Source organism: Mesobacillus campisalis (assembly GCF_000986785.1).
GTDB lineage: Bacteria > Bacillota > Bacilli > Bacillales > Cytobacillaceae > Mesobacillus_B > Mesobacillus_B campisalis.
On record NZ_LAYY01000013.1, the window covers coordinates 127,212 to 142,369 of the forward strand.

The 15,158-nt window shown below is 44.8% G+C and carries 20 protein-coding genes; 19 read left to right on the forward strand and 1 reads right to left on the reverse strand.

Annotation, left to right across the window (positions count from 1 at the left end; genetic code table 11):
* The first annotated feature begins 40 nt into the window (after nucleotides 1-40).
* The 14 genes from WQ57_RS13145 to WQ57_RS13210 all read left to right on the forward strand — a co-directional run bounded on the left by WQ57_RS13145 (nucleotide 41) and on the right by WQ57_RS13210 (nucleotide 10,547).
* Nucleotides 41-817 (forward strand): class I SAM-dependent methyltransferase, encoded by a 777-nt coding sequence (locus tag WQ57_RS13145; protein ID WP_046524234.1) that lies wholly within the window; start codon nucleotides 41-43, stop codon nucleotides 815-817.
* Between the two features lie 451 nt (nucleotides 818-1,268).
* Nucleotides 1,269-1,847, forward strand: coding sequence for a YpjP family protein (locus WQ57_RS13150; RefSeq protein WP_046524235.1), 579 nt, complete (start codon nucleotides 1,269-1,271; stop codon nucleotides 1,845-1,847).
* 151 nt (nucleotides 1,848-1,998) lie between these two features.
* Complete coding sequence (locus tag WQ57_RS26665) at nucleotides 1,999-2,169, forward strand: hypothetical protein (protein WP_156183133.1); 171 nt, start codon at nucleotides 1,999-2,001, stop codon at nucleotides 2,167-2,169.
* A gap of 123 nt (nucleotides 2,170-2,292) precedes the next feature.
* The gene (locus tag WQ57_RS13160) at nucleotides 2,293-2,994 is read left to right on the forward strand and encodes an anthrax toxin lethal factor-related metalloendopeptidase (RefSeq protein WP_046524237.1); all 702 of its coding nucleotides are present in this window, start codon (nucleotides 2,293-2,295) and stop codon (nucleotides 2,992-2,994) included.
* 85 nt (nucleotides 2,995-3,079) lie between these two features.
* A complete protein-coding gene (locus WQ57_RS13165) occupies nucleotides 3,080-3,874 on the forward strand; it encodes a thymidylate synthase (protein ID WP_046524238.1) in 795 nt (264 codons plus the stop codon).
* Nucleotides 3,871-4,359, forward strand: coding sequence for a dihydrofolate reductase (locus tag WQ57_RS13170; RefSeq protein ID WP_046524239.1), 489 nt, complete (start codon nucleotides 3,871-3,873; stop codon nucleotides 4,357-4,359). The genes WQ57_RS13165 and WQ57_RS13170 overlap by 4 nt, the downstream gene beginning before the upstream one ends.
* A 123-nt stretch (nucleotides 4,360-4,482) precedes the next feature.
* Nucleotides 4,483-5,748 (forward strand): threonine ammonia-lyase IlvA, encoded by a 1,266-nt coding sequence (ilvA, locus tag WQ57_RS13175; protein ID WP_046524240.1) that lies wholly within the window; start codon nucleotides 4,483-4,485, stop codon nucleotides 5,746-5,748.
* Between the two features lie 175 nt (nucleotides 5,749-5,923).
* Entirely contained in the window at nucleotides 5,924-6,127 is a 204-nt protein-coding gene (gene tatA, locus WQ57_RS13180) for a twin-arginine translocase TatA/TatE family subunit (RefSeq protein WP_046524241.1), read from the forward strand.
* Nucleotides 6,128-6,248: 121 nt separating this feature from the next.
* Complete coding sequence (gene tatC / locus WQ57_RS13185; protein ID WP_046524242.1) at nucleotides 6,249-7,007, forward strand: twin-arginine translocase subunit TatC; 759 nt, start codon at nucleotides 6,249-6,251, stop codon at nucleotides 7,005-7,007.
* A gap of 141 nt (nucleotides 7,008-7,148) precedes the next feature.
* Complete coding sequence (locus tag WQ57_RS13190) at nucleotides 7,149-7,400, forward strand: DUF2535 family protein (protein WP_046524268.1); 252 nt, start codon at nucleotides 7,149-7,151, stop codon at nucleotides 7,398-7,400.
* Nucleotides 7,401-7,488: 88 nt separating this feature from the next.
* Nucleotides 7,489-8,331: a DegV family protein gene (locus tag WQ57_RS13195; RefSeq protein WP_046524243.1), complete on the forward strand. Its 843-nt coding sequence runs from the start codon at nucleotides 7,489-7,491 to the stop codon at nucleotides 8,329-8,331.
* Between the two features lie 109 nt (nucleotides 8,332-8,440).
* Entirely contained in the window at nucleotides 8,441-9,016 is a 576-nt protein-coding gene (locus WQ57_RS13200; protein WP_046524244.1) for an SCO family protein, read from the forward strand.
* Nucleotides 9,017-9,285: 269 nt separating this feature from the next.
* Complete coding sequence (locus WQ57_RS13205) at nucleotides 9,286-9,966, forward strand: SGNH/GDSL hydrolase family protein (protein ID WP_241481539.1); 681 nt, start codon at nucleotides 9,286-9,288, stop codon at nucleotides 9,964-9,966.
* Complete coding sequence (locus WQ57_RS13210) at nucleotides 9,963-10,547, forward strand: YpmS family protein (protein ID WP_046524245.1); 585 nt, start codon at nucleotides 9,963-9,965, stop codon at nucleotides 10,545-10,547. Before WQ57_RS13205 ends, WQ57_RS13210 begins: the two co-directional genes overlap by 4 nt.
* 66 nt (nucleotides 10,548-10,613) lie before the next feature.
* On the opposite strand, the gene WQ57_RS13215 is transcribed toward WQ57_RS13210, so the two are convergent.
* Nucleotides 10,614-11,207 (reverse strand): DUF4397 domain-containing protein, encoded by a 594-nt coding sequence (locus WQ57_RS13215; protein ID WP_052948749.1) that lies wholly within the window; start codon nucleotides 11,205-11,207, stop codon nucleotides 10,614-10,616.
* A gap of 225 nt (nucleotides 11,208-11,432) precedes the next feature.
* Between WQ57_RS13215 and WQ57_RS13220 the strand changes: the two genes are divergently transcribed.
* From WQ57_RS13220 to WQ57_RS13235, 5 genes are all read left to right on the forward strand, one after another.
* On the forward strand, nucleotides 11,433-11,933 hold the full coding sequence (locus WQ57_RS13220) for a PTS sugar transporter subunit IIA (protein ID WP_046524246.1): 501 nt from the start codon (nucleotides 11,433-11,435) through the stop codon (nucleotides 11,931-11,933).
* 192 nt (nucleotides 11,934-12,125) lie between these two features.
* Entirely contained in the window at nucleotides 12,126-12,299 is a 174-nt protein-coding gene (locus WQ57_RS26235) for a YjcZ family sporulation protein (RefSeq protein WP_084820270.1), read from the forward strand.
* Nucleotides 12,300-12,456: 157 nt separating this feature from the next.
* Nucleotides 12,457-13,812 (forward strand): aspartate aminotransferase family protein, encoded by a 1,356-nt coding sequence (locus tag WQ57_RS13225; protein ID WP_046524247.1) that lies wholly within the window; start codon nucleotides 12,457-12,459, stop codon nucleotides 13,810-13,812.
* Nucleotides 13,813-14,505, forward strand: a complete 693-nt coding sequence (locus WQ57_RS13230; RefSeq protein ID WP_046524248.1) for a CoA transferase subunit A — start codon at nucleotides 13,813-13,815, stop codon at nucleotides 14,503-14,505. It begins immediately after the preceding gene.
* Nucleotides 14,490-15,155, forward strand: a complete 666-nt coding sequence (locus WQ57_RS13235) for a 3-oxoacid CoA-transferase subunit B (protein WP_046524249.1) — start codon at nucleotides 14,490-14,492, stop codon at nucleotides 15,153-15,155. Before WQ57_RS13230 ends, WQ57_RS13235 begins: the two co-directional genes overlap by 16 nt.
* The last annotated feature ends 3 nt before the right edge of the window (nucleotides 15,156-15,158 follow it).

Genomic DNA, 15,158 nt, shown 5'->3' on the forward strand with positions numbered 1-15,158 from the left:
GGGCGAGTTTTCTTTATCATGTCGAATAGGGTGTAAAACGATGATTGTTACAACGGCGGGAAGAACAAATGAAGATATGATCAGGCAAGCCGAACAGATAGCCCAGGCGTTGGGCAGCCCGTATGTTCCCCGAAATAAACGATCTGTTCTGCAGTTGATGGAATCGGTAAAGGGTGATTGCTTGGTGGTTGGAAAGAACCGGCTTGAACTGTATCCCCGCGGTGAGGACGAGCCTTTCTTCTTTCATCCCAATTCAGCCATGTTTCGGGTTAAACGATTATTAAAGGGAGAAAAAGATCCCTTTCTGGAGGCTTCAGGCTTCGGGGAAGGCATGAGCTTGCTGGATTGTACACTGGGCCTGGGCTCTGACAGCATTGTAGCCAGTTTTGCCGCAGGGGCTAGCGGCAAGGTAATTGGTGTGGAAGGCAATCCCGTTTTAGCATATATTGTAGCCGCAGGCTTGATGTCCTGGTCCTCTGGGTTACCGCCCATGGATAAGGCAATGAGAAGAGTGTCCGTTGTTCAGGGCGAGGCACTTGCTGTTATGGAGCGAATGGATGGAGCCAGTATTGACTGTGTGTACTTTGACCCCATGTTTGAAGAGAGCATCCTTGAATCGGACGGAATCAGGGGCCTTACCAACTTTGCACTGAATGAAACATTAACAAAGGAAATGATGGAGCAGGCGCTCCGCATTGCGAGAAAACGGGTCATCCTGAAAGATCATTTTCGCAGCAGCCGTTTTGAAAACTTCGGCTTTCAAGTCTTCAGGCGTAAAAGCGCAACATTCCATTTTGGCATCATTGAAAAACCCTGAAAGAAATTTCTTCAGGGTTTTTCAATCGGATCAGCTTTCCTTGTCCAGCTCCGCCTCCTAGCCCCTTGGGACATAAGCCATTCTCCGCCAGAAGTCAAAGAGCGACTTCTTCTGGAGACTGTCTTATGCCTGTCGGGGCTATGCAGTCGGCTCCGCTTTTCCTTTAATCTACAATTGTCAGATATACAAAATAAGCCAGCATAACCATGCCGATGGCTGCTACTGTCCATGTCATTTTCTTTCCCCCTCGCTATATTGGGTTATCTTTGTACAGTATGTATATATCCATATAACTACCTTAAATACATATTATCCCTTATAAATAAAAATAAACCTTTTGCCCAGTGGCACATGAAAGCGGTATAATAATCATGTGAAAGAAATGATTATTTATATAATGATAGATTAATCTAAATTGGCAAGGGAACTTTATTGCACGGGGGGAAAGAAAATGCCGCTATGGCTGAGAAAATCACTCGTCGTTTTGATATCCATATTAACTCTTGGAATGGTTTCGCCTTCACAAGCGTCCGAACTGCTGCCGTCACAATCTAAAGGCGGTGATATGGCTGATGCCATGCGGGCACCTGCTGCAAACCAGGAGGGGCAGCATGAGGAAGAGAGTCAACGGGAAAGTTTCATGGGGAGAGCTATGAAACAGGCGGAAGAGCAATCGCTGGAAAAGTTCGGCACCCGCATCGGCCCTGTGATCGAAGATGAATTCAGACAAATCATACTCCCAAACATTGAAAAAGCCATTGTCTCTGTGGCAGAACAATTTCCGGAAGAAGAATTGGCAAACCTGTCCATATCGGAATTGCCTGGAGGGGGCGTTTCCGAGAAAATCTTTCATATTTATGGTCCGGACCAAAAGGATATAATCCGGTTCCATGTAAGAAGGGATAGGCCGCCGCATGAAGGGTATTGGTTCAATTTTCATTATCATACTCATCATGACGGTTTTCAGACTCATTTTGATCTTGGGTCAATCTACTGGGCTAAAAATACTCCGCCAAAATGGAGAACCTAACCAGCCATAAGCCGGTTAGGTTTTTTTTCGTTTAAATAACTCATTGCTAATCCAAAACAGTATGCAGCAGAAGGTAAAATATGCAGCCAGAATGGTTATGATCCATAGTTTCAAAGGGTGCAGGAAAGTGACTGGAATCAGGGGAAGAAGAATGAGGCAAAGAAAGAAATCTGCTGCTACCAGCTTTCCTGAGGCAAGCTCTTTAAGAACAAACTGGAGATCGGAAGAGGAATTTTTATGTGGCGGCCATTTTGATTTCATGGTTGTTTTCACCTACTTACATATGCTACTGAACTATATGCGTTTTATGCCTGAAGTGTGAGGAATTATCCCCTTTTCCTTATTATGTAAGTTGCTAGAAGGCTTCTTCAGCTAATTTCCAATATGTTATAATTTTAATAGACTTACTCCATGGTTAAACATTTAATTTAAGGGAGACCCAGAAATGCGCCATTTGACCCAGTTCCTCCTTTTTTCTTTCATTATATTTTTACTTCCGGGAAGCCTCCATGCCAATGTGAATGGCATTCCTCTTAAACTTTACCCTCAGCAATCCTTGCTGATGGATTCTTTGAATGTCGAACATAATGATTATCTTGGGGAAATTTTTTTAGTGCCAGAAGGAAATTTTAATCATCGGGAAACGGCGGAAATAATTGTCAGAATTGACCGCCTCCCAACAGAAATGCTAAGGAAAATCGTCGAACAGGACATACAGATTGCCCTTTTCGAAGGAAAACTTACAGATAATCCTTCCGCACGGGGCTTAAAAGGGATTACGCCACGAGGATATGCCAGTGGCAAAACCTGGGATGAAGTTCCTGGGGTAGGAGGGTCAAGGCTGGTCCTCGTCAAGATTGGCAGCAGCGACAAGGGGCAAGGCCACGGTTCTGTCAATCTTGAACTCCATGAATTGGCCCACTCGGTTGACCGCCATGTCTATGGACTCATCAGGGAAGATCCGCGGTTTCTGGAGATTTGGAAGCAGGAGAGCAAGTTCCTGTTTCCTGGAAAGGCTTATTTCCTGGATTACCCCGAAGAATACTTTGCAGAAACCTTTGCCATGTTCTATCTGGACGGCCAGCATAAAAAGCTGTTGAAAGATGTGGCCCCTCAGACTTTCAGATATATCGAGGCACTGGATTAATGAATAATGGCTGCGGCACTTTGGTTGTCGCAGCCATTGCTTTGCTTTAAAATAGGAAAGACTGTTATTTAAGGTGGTGCTTTTTTTGAAACAATATTTGGACTTATGCAAACATGTTCTTGAAGAAGGGACAAGGAAGGAAGACCGTACCGGCACAGGTACCATCAGCACGTTTGGTTACCAGATGAGGTACGATTTGAGCGCAGGCTTTCCCTTGGTTACAACGAAAAAACTGCACTTGAAAAGCATCATTCACGAACTTCTCTGGTTTTTAAATGGAGATACGAATGTTAAATACCTTCAGGAAAATGGAGTTCGGATTTGGAATGAGTGGGCGGATGAAAATGGGGAGCTGGGACCGGTTTACGGGCACCAGTGGAGGTCCTGGCCAACTCCTGATGGAGGGAGCATCGACCAAATTTCCAACTTGATTCACCAGATTAAAAACAACCCTGATTCAAGAAGGCTGATTGTCAGCGCCTGGAATGTTTCTGATGTAGACCATATGGCTCTTCCGCCATGCCACTGCCTGTTTCAGTTCTATGTGGCAGATGGAAAACTGTCCTGCCAGCTGTATCAGCGGAGTGCCGACATTTTCCTTGGAGTCCCATTCAATATCGCATCATATGCCCTGCTAACGATGATGGTGGCCCAGGTGTGCGACCTTCAGCCAGGTGAGTTCATCCATACCCTTGGGGATGCGCATATCTATACAAACCATGTTGAACAGGTCAACCTGCAGCTGGACAGGGAGCCAAGAGCATTGCCAAAAATGAAGCTGAACCCGGAAGTCAAGGATATTTTCGGTTTCAAATTTGAAGATTTTACGCTTGAAGGCTATGACCCTCACCCGCATATAAAAGGAGCCGTGAGTGTATGATTTCCTTAATCTGGGCCATGGACGAAAATCGTGCCATAGGAAGGGATAACCAGCTGCCTTGGCATTTGCCGGAGGATCTCAAGTTTTTTAAAAGGATGACAATGGGCCACCCAATCGCAATGGGCAGAAAAACACATGAGTCCATCGGCCGGCCGCTTCCAGGCCGTGAAAACATTATCATCACACGGGATCATGAATATAAGAGCGAAGGATGCACTGTTCTTTATTCCGTTGACGAATTGCTTAACTATCATGATTTGCATAAAGAAGAACTCTTTGTCATAGGCGGTGCTGAAATCTTCAAAGAAGTGCTTCCCCATGCGGACCGTCTGTATGTGACAATGATTCATGAGCGGTTTGACGGCGACACCTTCTTCCCGGTGTTCCATATGGATGACTGGGAACTTGAAACGCGCGAAAAGGGAATAAGGGATGAGAAAAATCCGTACGATTATGAGTTCCTGATCTATAGGCGGAAGAAATAAGACAGCATGGGCTGTCTTATTTTTTTATAAATGAAGTAGTAAAAATATTAAAAAACTTTTATCGATTAACGCGTTTATATGTTATAATGTACAAATTAATCAACTATAAAGTGAGGGTGCTGTATGGAACAAAGAACAGTCATAAAAAAATTGGTGCAAGTAGAAGATATTTTGATAGCTTACAGGCATCTGAAGGAAATTGTTGCCCATACACCACTGCAAAAAAACGAACGGCTTTCCGAAAAATATGAATGCAATGTTTATCTAAAACGGGAGGACCTGCAGCATGTCCGTTCTTTCAAGCTTAGGGGAGCTTATTATTCGATGAAGCTTTTGAGCGAGAACCTTGAAAATGGAGTTGTTTGTGCGAGTGCAGGGAATCATGCTCAAGGGGTAGCATTTGCATGCCGGCAGCTGGGGATTCACGGAAAGATTTTTGTGCCTGCTACCACACCTGGCCAGAAGGTCAGCCAGATTGAAATGTTCGGAAGGGAATTTGTGGAAATCATTCTCTCGGGAGACTCCTTTGACGATGCCTATAATGAAGCAGTTGCCTGTTCAGATCGGGAAGGGAGAGCTTTTATTCACCCGTTTGACGATGAAAAGGTAATCGCGGGGCAAGGAACGGTCGCTGTGGAAATAATGAATGATTGTGAAGAGCCGATTGACTATATTCTTGGCAGCATTGGCGGCGGAGGCTTAATGTCTGGGGTAGGGACTTTTATTAAGAGTGTTTCCCCCGGAACGAGGGTTATTGGAGTCGAACCTGCAGGCGCTGCTTCAATGAAAGCATCAATCCAACAGGAGAAGGTATTCCCGCTAAGCCAGATTGAAACGTTTGTAGACGGTGCCGCCGTCAAGTGTGTTGGCCAAAAAACATACGAAATTTGCCGGGAATTGCTTGATGATATTGTGGTTGTGCCGGAAGGGAAAGTGTGTACATCCATCCTCCAGCTTTACAATGAACATGCCATTGTTGCGGAGCCGGCGGGCGCGCTTCCTATTGCTGCCCTGGATTTCGTTAAGGAGGAAATTAAGGGAAAGACGGTCGTCTGTGTAATAAGCGGAGGAAATAATGACATCAGCCGTATGCAGGAAATCAAGGAACGCTCTTTGCTTCACGAAGGCCTCCTGCACTACTTTATCGTAAATTTCCCACAGCGTGCCGGGGCTTTGCGCGAGTTTCTTGATGACGTTCTTGGGCCGCAGGATGATATTTCGAGGTTTGAATATACGAAGAAACATAATAAGGAAAGCGGGCCGGCCCTGGTGGGAATAGAGCTTAAGGATAAAAATGAATATCCAAGACTGATCGCCAGCCTTGAAAAGAAAGGTTTTGCATTCCTGGAACTTAACAATAATAACCAGCTGTTTAATTTGCTTGTATAATAACTATAATAGAGATAGAATCGAAATGATGTTGAAGAAGTAAGAAATATCACATAGAGGAAAACTTTTTTGTTTTTGTGAAATTATCATGAACAATTATCTTATTGCTCCACAAAGGGCAATTAATGCACTATAATCATAGTAGATTCACAAAATGAGAAGGAGATGTTGATCCATGCTATCAAACATCGGTGTCCCGGGATTAATTCTAATCCTTGTTTTGGCCTTAATCATCTTTGGACCAAAGAAACTCCCCGAGATTGGACGTGCATTCGGGCAAACGCTGAAAGAATTTAAGAAATCCACTCGTGAGTTAACCAGCGACGTAATGGACGATATTGAGGAAGAGAAAAAGGAAATCCAAAAAGCGCTCAAATAAGGTGTAAGATAATTTATCTTGCACCCTTTTTTCTGAAATGAAGGGGACCAATAAAGCTACAGCGCATATTCGGTGCTGTAGCTTTTCTAAATAAAGCATTCTTGTCTGGCAGGGGAGAAATATGGAAGATAAAGAACTAAATGTAGTAGACCATTTGGATGAACTAAGAAAAAGGCTGATGATCAGCGTTGCTGCCTTTCTTGTATTTTTTATCGTCGGGTTCCTTTTTGTAGAAGATATTTATCAATTTTTTGTTCAGGACCTGGACATAAAACTGATTGTCCTGGGACCCAGTGATATCGTTTGGATTTATTTCATGATTGCCACTGTAATTGCCATTGCCGGAACCATACCAGTCTTGGCAACCCAAATTTGGCTGTTTGTTAAACCGGCATTGAAGCCAATTGAGCAAAAAGTGACTTTGTCTTATATTCCTGCACTGTTCATTCTGTTTGTTGCCGGTCTATTGTTTGGATATTTCGTCATTTTCCCGATTGTACTCAATTTCCTGATTGAATTGAGTGCGGACATGGTTGTGACGAATTTTACAGCGGATAAGTATTTCCGGTTTATTTTAAACATGACAATTCCCTTTGGCATTTTATTCCTGATGCCGGTTGTGACGATGTTCCTTACATCCCTCGGAGTTATTAATCCCTTTGTTCTATCGAAAATCCGCAGATATGCCTACTTTGTGCTTGTTGTAGTGGCGGTGGTTATTTCTCCTCCAGATATCATGTCCGACTTTCTGGTGACGGTGCCGTTATTATTCCTGTATGAAATCAGCGTCAATCTATCAAAGATCGTCTATAAGCGGAAACTCAAGAAAGAGAAAGAATGGGAAGTGGAAAATGGCTACGCCGGGCAGGATAGCCAGTAACTTTAAATAAAAAGCCTCCAGGGCATCCTGAAGGCTTTTTATCATGGAAGAAAAAAGTTTTTGAAAGCGCATAAACAGACACAATTCGATATGGTAATAAGGTATAATATAATCAAACGGGATAAAAAGAGGATTGATATTTTGTTATACAAGAGCCTGGAGTTCAAAAATACTGTTGGACAGAAGGTTAAGGTGAAGGAAATACCTGTATTGGAGAAAAGAAACCCTCATTATTTCATGATTCAAGTCCGTTTGCAAACTTTTATATCAGGCATTTACTTTGATGAAAATGCCAAAAAGACTTACTCTTTCAGGGAATATTTAAAAAGGGTCCTTAAGTGGCCCGTCTACGAGCAGCTTTTCCAAAGTGCCGAATTGAAGAATAATGCATAAGCGATAGGCGCCAAATAGGCGCCTTTTGTTTTGTTCCTATTTTAAGAACATGTATAATTGAATAGAGAGCAGATAGGGGCGTGATTATGTGAATAAGATTAAGGTTGTTACGGATTCAACGGTGGACCTAAGCGAAAATGTCATTAAAGAGTACGATATACATATTGTTCCGCTGTCCATTTCCATTGATGGCGAGCATTTTTTGGACAGGATTGAAATTTCTCCCCAAGAGTTCATGGATAAGATGAAAGCTTCAAAAGAACTTCCAAAAAGCTCCCAGCCGTCAGCCGGAGAGTTCCTGGAAGTATATGAAAGCCTGGCCGACCAGGGCTATTCTGTCATTTCCATCCACATGACGGGGGGCATGAGCGGCACCGTCCGCTCAGCGGAAAGTGCAGCGGGCATGACGAAAGCAGACGTCACGGTGATTGATTCCCGTTTTATTTCAAAAGCCTTGGCCTTCCAGGTAATTGAAGCTGCCAAAATGGCAAAGGAAGGCCGCAACATAGAGGATATAGTTGCAAGGCTGGAACAAGTAAGGGAAAACACACGTCTATATGTCGTCGTGGACACTCTCGAAAACCTGGTGAAGGGTGGAAGAATCGGGAAAGGCAAGGCGATGATAGGGTCGCTGCTGAACATTAAGCCAATTGCTTCCCTTGAAGGCGGCGAATATACTCCAGTCTCAAAAGCGCGCAGCTACTCGCAAGTGGTAAAGTACCTTGTTAACCGTTTTGTTGAAGATACGGAAGGACGGACCGTCAGAGGGGTCGGGCTTGTCCATGCCGCCGGGATGGAACTGGCTGCCAAGCTCAAAGAGGCAATCGCTGAAAAGACGGGCTATAGTGAGATCCAAATTGAGGATACAACCCCAATTGTCAGTACGCATACAGGGCCTGGAGCCATTGGCTTCATGTACTTTTTTGAATAATAAGGAAATAAGCCATTAGCCTTTCCTATTATGAAGGTCTTTGCTAGAATGAAGAAGTAGCAAGATATAGAGAGGTAGCAAGATATAGAGAGGTAGCGGGTGAAGTGAAATGAAAAAGTTGTTATCGGCCTTCGTGATGATAGGTGCCTTACTATTGGCTGGCTGCGGCCAGCAGGGAATTGTGGACCCCTTGAACTGGCCGGTGGAAGAGTTTGAATTTGTGAATCAGGAAGGTCAAAATTTTGGGCTTGACGACTTGGAAGGGAAAATATGGGTAGCGGATTTCATTTTTACAAACTGCCCTGATATCTGTCCGCCCATGACGGCGAATATGCTAAAACTTCAGGATATGGTCAAGGAAGAAAATCTTGATAACGTCGAATTTATCTCCTTTAGCGTCGACCCTGAAGTGGATAAGCCAGAGACACTCAAGGAATTTGGCGAGCGTTTCAGCGTGGATTTTTCCTCCTGGAATTTCCTTACTGGCTATTCGCAGAAGGAAATCGAGACCTTTGCGATGGATAACTTTAAAACCATTGTACAAAAACCTGAGAATGGGGATGCGGTCATTCACCAATCCTATTTTTACCTTGTGGACCAGAATGGGCAGATCATGAAAAGCTATTCCGGCTTAAATGACACTCCCTTTGAAGATATCATCAAGGACATCAAAACACTTCAATAGACCTCTCTGAGGTCTGTTTTTTTGTATACTGCCATAATGCTTTCTCTGTGTCTGGGAAAGTTGCTGCATGCTATAATAAAAAAAGAATATGATAAAGGGAGGTGCATGCCATGTTCAGAAACCTCAGCCTACTTTATCTGTGCCTCCTCGTATTGGCATCCTGCAGCAATCCTACCAGTACATCGCAAAATTAAGGAATCCCTTCCAAGGAAAATTCCATCCAATATAAGAAGCCGGTTCCCGAAGAGATCCTTCCCCGTCCCCTTCATATTGTCGCTGCCGGAGATTCCCTTACTCAGGGGGTCGGCGACAGCACAAGACAGGGGGGATATCTCCCGTATCTCGCCAAACTGCTAGAAAAAGAAGGAATCAGGCAGGTAGTGATCGAGAATCATGGAGTAAAAGGAAACCGGACGGACCAGCTGTTGAAGAGGCTGGGTTCGGAAGAGCTGCAGACCGCGGTCGGCAAGGCAGATCTTGTTGCTATCACCATTGGAGGAAATGATTTGATGAGAGTCATTCAAAGGAATATCTTCGGGTTGGAAATGCCAGTTTTTGAGGATGCGAAAGAAGGGTATGTTTCCCGTATAAAAGAAATTATGGAAACAGTTTCTGTGCTGAACGAAAATGCGACTGTTGTCCTTATCGGTTTCTATAACCCGTTTTTTCCCTGGTTTTCCGATATTGCAGAAATGAATCAGATTGTCACGGAATGGAACCAGGCGAGTTCGCAAGTCGTCGATTCATACCCGAACACTGTTTTTGTTGAAATTGATGACTTGTTCTTGAATCTGGAAGTCAATCTTTTGTTCGATGATTACTTTCACCCCAATGACCAGGGCTATGAACTGATTGCACAGAGAGTGTTTGAAGAATTGCGCGGTGAACGACTGGTTGAATTGGAGCGAAGAACCTATACAGTCAGGAATGAGGAGAGCAATACTGAATGAAGAATAAATGGAAGCTGGCTTTTTTTATCTTACTTGGAGCGATGGTTGCCATCATTCTTATCTTGTTCGTATTGGCGAGCATGCCGGTTGAGCACGGTCAGGAAAGGAAGAGCCAAAGCAGCCAATTGGAGGGGGATCATGTATCCTTTGACATTCGAACCAATAGGGCGGATTTAAATAAGGTAATCAACCATTACCTTGAAGAAGAAGGATTCACCGGGCCAATTGATTATCAGGTTTTCTTAACGGATGAGGTCGAGCTTTATGGTGCGTTCCCCTTGTTTGGCCAGCATCTGCAAATGCTTTTGACTTTTGAACCGGAGGCCCTGGAAAATGGCGATCTCGTTTTGAAGCAGAAGTCCATTACCCTTGGGAGCCTCGACCTTCCTGTTTCTCGGGTCATGAAAATCATCCAAAGCAATTATAAGCTTCCGGAGTGGGTCGAAATCCAGCCCAATAAGGAAACCGTTTATGTATCGCTGATAGACATGGAGCTTAAAAGTAATATCAAGGTGCGAGCCAACACGTTCAATCTTAAGCAGGATGATATTTCCTTTACGCTGTTGGTGCCTGTGGAGTGAACTGAAAAAGGCGAAAAAACGGCAGCCGCTCCTTTTGATTGGCCGCCGTTCTTGAGTGTTTTTGGTTTAAAACGTATCTTTTATAACAAGGGGTTCCTCCTTAGTAATAACAATGGTATAGGCAGTATCATGTTCAAATTTTAATAAAGGAAAATCGATAGCCGCTCCTTTGGCTCCTGTTTTTCTGGCTTCGAGTTCAAGGCTCATTGGGGTAATCCCAAGGTAGGGTGTGGATTGCCCATACTGGACGTCCGGGAAAATCACATCGCGTTTTTTTACGGCAATATCAAGTGACTTCTCTTGTGGATAAAGGTGGATGAACCGGATTTTTGCTTCACCTGCCGGTACCCAGGGCTCGTCTTCGAAAATAAGCAGTTTTGTGGAGCCCCTTGACCCAGCAACTGCCAAAGTATAAAATTTACCGGAAGATAACTCAAGGATTTGGGTTGTATTTACCGGTGTCCCGGCATGGATCGAAATGCCCGCCTGATGATGCCCTGGGGAGACCGGTGTATAGCCGCTATTGCGGGTCGGAAACTGTGCGCCAAGAGAAATCCCATCAATATGAATAGTATAACCACTGCTGAAAGGAAGGCCTGTAAGAAACTTTATCATGGCCGCTTTATACATATCAGCATAAAGGCTGTTGTTTACGGTCATATCCCTCTCTCCTAAAAATTTGTGGGTGATTTATAATATGTGCATCCTGTAAGACATGTGCCCTGACTTAAGGGGGCTAAGGCTTAGTTTTTGTATTTACAGTGTGAAAATAGGTAAAATGGGGAATAAGTATCATGGACAAGATGAGTGGTGCTGTTAATAGTCGGAGAATTTTTTATCTCTGTTTTACAAAAGAGGAAACAGCTTTGAAAGGAATGAAAGAATATGTTTAAAAAACTATTTGGAAAAAAAGAGGAACCAGTAAAAACAATCCAGCTGCTTGCGCCGTTATCCGGGACTGCGGTCGACCTTGAAACTGTGCCAGACCCTGTATTCGCCGAGAAGATGATGGGTGATGGATTTGCGATTGAACCAACAGAAGGAATGGCTGTCTCACCGGTCGATGGGGAAATCATGCAGGTTTTTCCAACCAAGCATGCTATTGGCATCCGCGCGAAAAACGGAGCTGAAATCCTTATCCATATCGGTCTCGAGACGGTTTCCCTAAATGGAGAAGGGTTTGAGACATTTGTAAGCGAAGGGGATAAAGTAAAAGCTGGCGACAAACTAGTGTCTTTTGATCTTGATATCATTAGGGCTAAAGCAAAAAGTATCGTGACCCCTGTCATTATTACGAATACAGACCAGGCTTCTTCTTTTGGTGAAAAGGCAGAAGGACCGGTAGAAAAGGGAACGACTCCAGTGCTTGAAGTAACTTTTAGCTAGTTGGGAGAAGGCGGACATAATGTCCGTCTTTTTTTGTCTGGATTTTTTCATCGTTCGCAGCTCCTCATGCTTCCCGAGGTTTCCACGGCGGGAGACAATAAAAGAAATTGGGCTAAAGCACATGCAGGTCAAGTACCCAACGCATAGTGTATGAATGTAAGAAATACAGCAAAAGAGCGAGGAGAGATGTTCATGCATTACGGTTATCATTGCGGTCAGACAGCACCTGTTGCAGATTATGGATACTGCGGTTACCCTTACGCTGGAGTAGCGGGAGCAGCATATGGCAGTGGAAGTACTTTTGTACTGGTTGTTGTACTCTTTATCTTGCTGATCATCATAGGGTGCAGCTGCGGGACTTGGTGAAAATATAAACAAATTGCCCGGAATTAACGGGCAATTTTTTTTGTGTTTTCTTTTAGGTTTAAGGTAAACAATCCATGAAAGAATCGCTTTTCATGTTCATACAATCTATAGAGACCTATAAGGTTGAGTACGTTTTCATAGAAGGCGGAGTGAGAGGATGGACAGAACTTATTTGATAAAGCCGGCCCTCGACGAAGAGTATCCGGTCATTGACTTTGGTAAAGGTGTCTATTTATACGATATGGAAGGCAAAAAATATCTTGATGGAGCTTCGGGAGCTGTGACAGCCAATATTGGCCACGGAGTGGAGGAAATCATCCAAGCCATGAAAAAGCAGGCAGGGCAAGTATCTTTTGTTTACCGCTCCCAATTTACAAGCCGTCCGGCCGAGGAGCTTGCCGAAAAAATAGCCATGGCCATGCCTGGTGATTTGAATTGGAGTTTTTTTGTGAACAGCGGTTCTGAGGCTACCGAAACGGCAATGAAAATAGCTATCCAATACTGGCAGGAAAAAGGCCGCTCAATGAAAACAAAAATACTCTCCCGGTGGGTCAGCTATCATGGCATTACCCTAGGAGCATTATCGATGTCGGGCCACCCTGGGAGGAGGTCGAGATTTATTCCGCTACTCGCGGATTTTCCGGTCATTTCGCCGCCATATTGCTACCGCTGTCCTTTTAATAAAGAACCATCAAGCTGCGGGCTTGAATGTGCGGAGGAACTAGACCTTGCCATTAGGAGAATAGGCGCTGATTCCATAGCTGCTTTCATAGCCGAGCCTGTGGTTGGGGCATCAGGCGGGGCAATCACTCCCCCAAAAGGGTATTACAAAGCCATCCGTCGCATATGCGACGAACATGGCATTCTTTTTATCGCCGACGAGGTAATGACCGGCTTTGGCCGTACCGGCAAGATGCTCGCCCTGGAGCATTGGGAAGTTACTCCCGACATTGTCTCGCTAGGCAAAGGGATGGGGGCAGGGTATGCTCCAATCGCGGCTGCTCTAGTCAGCGAAAAAGTCATGCTCCCGATAAGAAATGGTTCCGGAACCATCATGAGCGGACATACCCTTAGTGCCAACCCGCAATCCTGTGCTGCTGCCCTTGCTGTAATGGAATATCTTGAAAAGAACAAGGTCCTAAGCCGGGTGGAAGAAAACGGAGTGTATTTAAGAAATTTGCTTGAGAAAATGAAAGCATCATACCCGTTCATCGGCAATATCAGAGGAATGGGGCTGCTTCTCGGGGTTGAGTTTGTTGCGGACCCGGCAACCAAAACCAGCTTTCCGCGAAGCCTGAACTTCACCGGGAGTATTGTGAAGCTTGCCCAGGAGGCAGGGCTTCTTTTGTACCCGGCAGCTGCAGGCCTGGATGGGGTAAGCGGGGACGCGGTCATCCTATCACCTCCGTTGACAATCAATAAACGTGAATTGGAGGAACTTGTCAGACTGTTCAGGAGGGTTCTGGATAAAGCTGGCAGGGAATTGGTTCCGCAAAATGGAGGGGAGGAGTGAATGGAGAATCCTTTTAATAAAATTTCCGGTCTCAATGAAGCACTTCAGCATATGCAAGACGGAATGACCCTTATGTTTGGGGGATTTGGAGGTGTAGGCTCTCCTCCATCGCTGATTGACGGCATGATGGCCAAAGGCCTCAAAAATCTTACTCTTATCGGAAACGATACCGGCTTTCCCGATATTGGCATAGGGAAGCTTGTCAGCCGTGGAAGGGCGAAAAAAGTAATTGCTTCGCATATAGGATCCAACCCGGTTGCAGGAAGGCTTATGAATGAAGGGGACTTGGAAGTGGAATTCTCCCCTCAGGGGATCCTTGCGGAAAGAATCCGTGCAGGCGGCATGGGTCTAGGAGCCATCTTGACTGATATTGGCCTTGATAATGAGATGGTATCACACCGGAAAAAGCGGATGCAGCTAAATGGGAAAACGTACGTAGTAGAGCCGGCACTGACAGCAGAAGTGTCCATCGTGTTTGCTAAAAAAGCCGATCCTTATGGCAATCTTGTCTACGACAAAAGTGCAAGGAACACCAATCCGCTCGTTGCCATGGCTGGAAATTTCACGATTGCTGAAGTGGAGGAAATCGTGCCCCTCGGGAGTCTGGATCCCGAAGAAATTATCACACCTGGAATATTCGTGGACATGGTAATTCCAACAGGCGGGGTGAATTGGAAATGGGCATGGGAATAGAAGCAAGAAACAGAATGGCCAAAAGGGCGGCAAAAGAAATCAGTGGAGGAATGGTTGTAAATCTTGGCATTGGCATTCCTTCGCTTGTGCCCAACCATCTTCCCAAAGATATGAGGGTCATGTTTCATGCCGAAAACGGGATAACGGGAATGGGACCTTCACCTGAGGCTGGGGAAGAAGATGAAAACCTGTGCAATGCGGGAGGCTTTCCGGTCACTATTGTGCCGGGAGCATCCTATTGCGACAGCGCAACTGCTTTTGGCATGATTCGCCGCGGAAAAATCGACCTGTCCATACTTGGTTCATTGCAGGTTAGCTCCAAAGGTGATTTAGCCAACTGGATTATTCCTGGTAAGCGAATACCTGGAATGGGCGGTGCGATGGAACTGGCGGCAAAAGCAAAAAAATTGATTGTACTCATGAATCATACAGATAAGGAAGGAAGGCCGAAGATCGTCCAACAATGCACGTTGCCGCTCACATCTGCTGAATGTGTGGATATGATCATAACCGAACTTGCTGTATTCAAAATTTCCGGCGGCAAGCTGATTCTCGCCGAGTATGCCGAAGGGACCACAATTGATGAAATCGCCGCCAAAACAGGCTGCAGTTTCCAGATTCCTTCTGATATTAAATTGATGGAACAGTAGTGC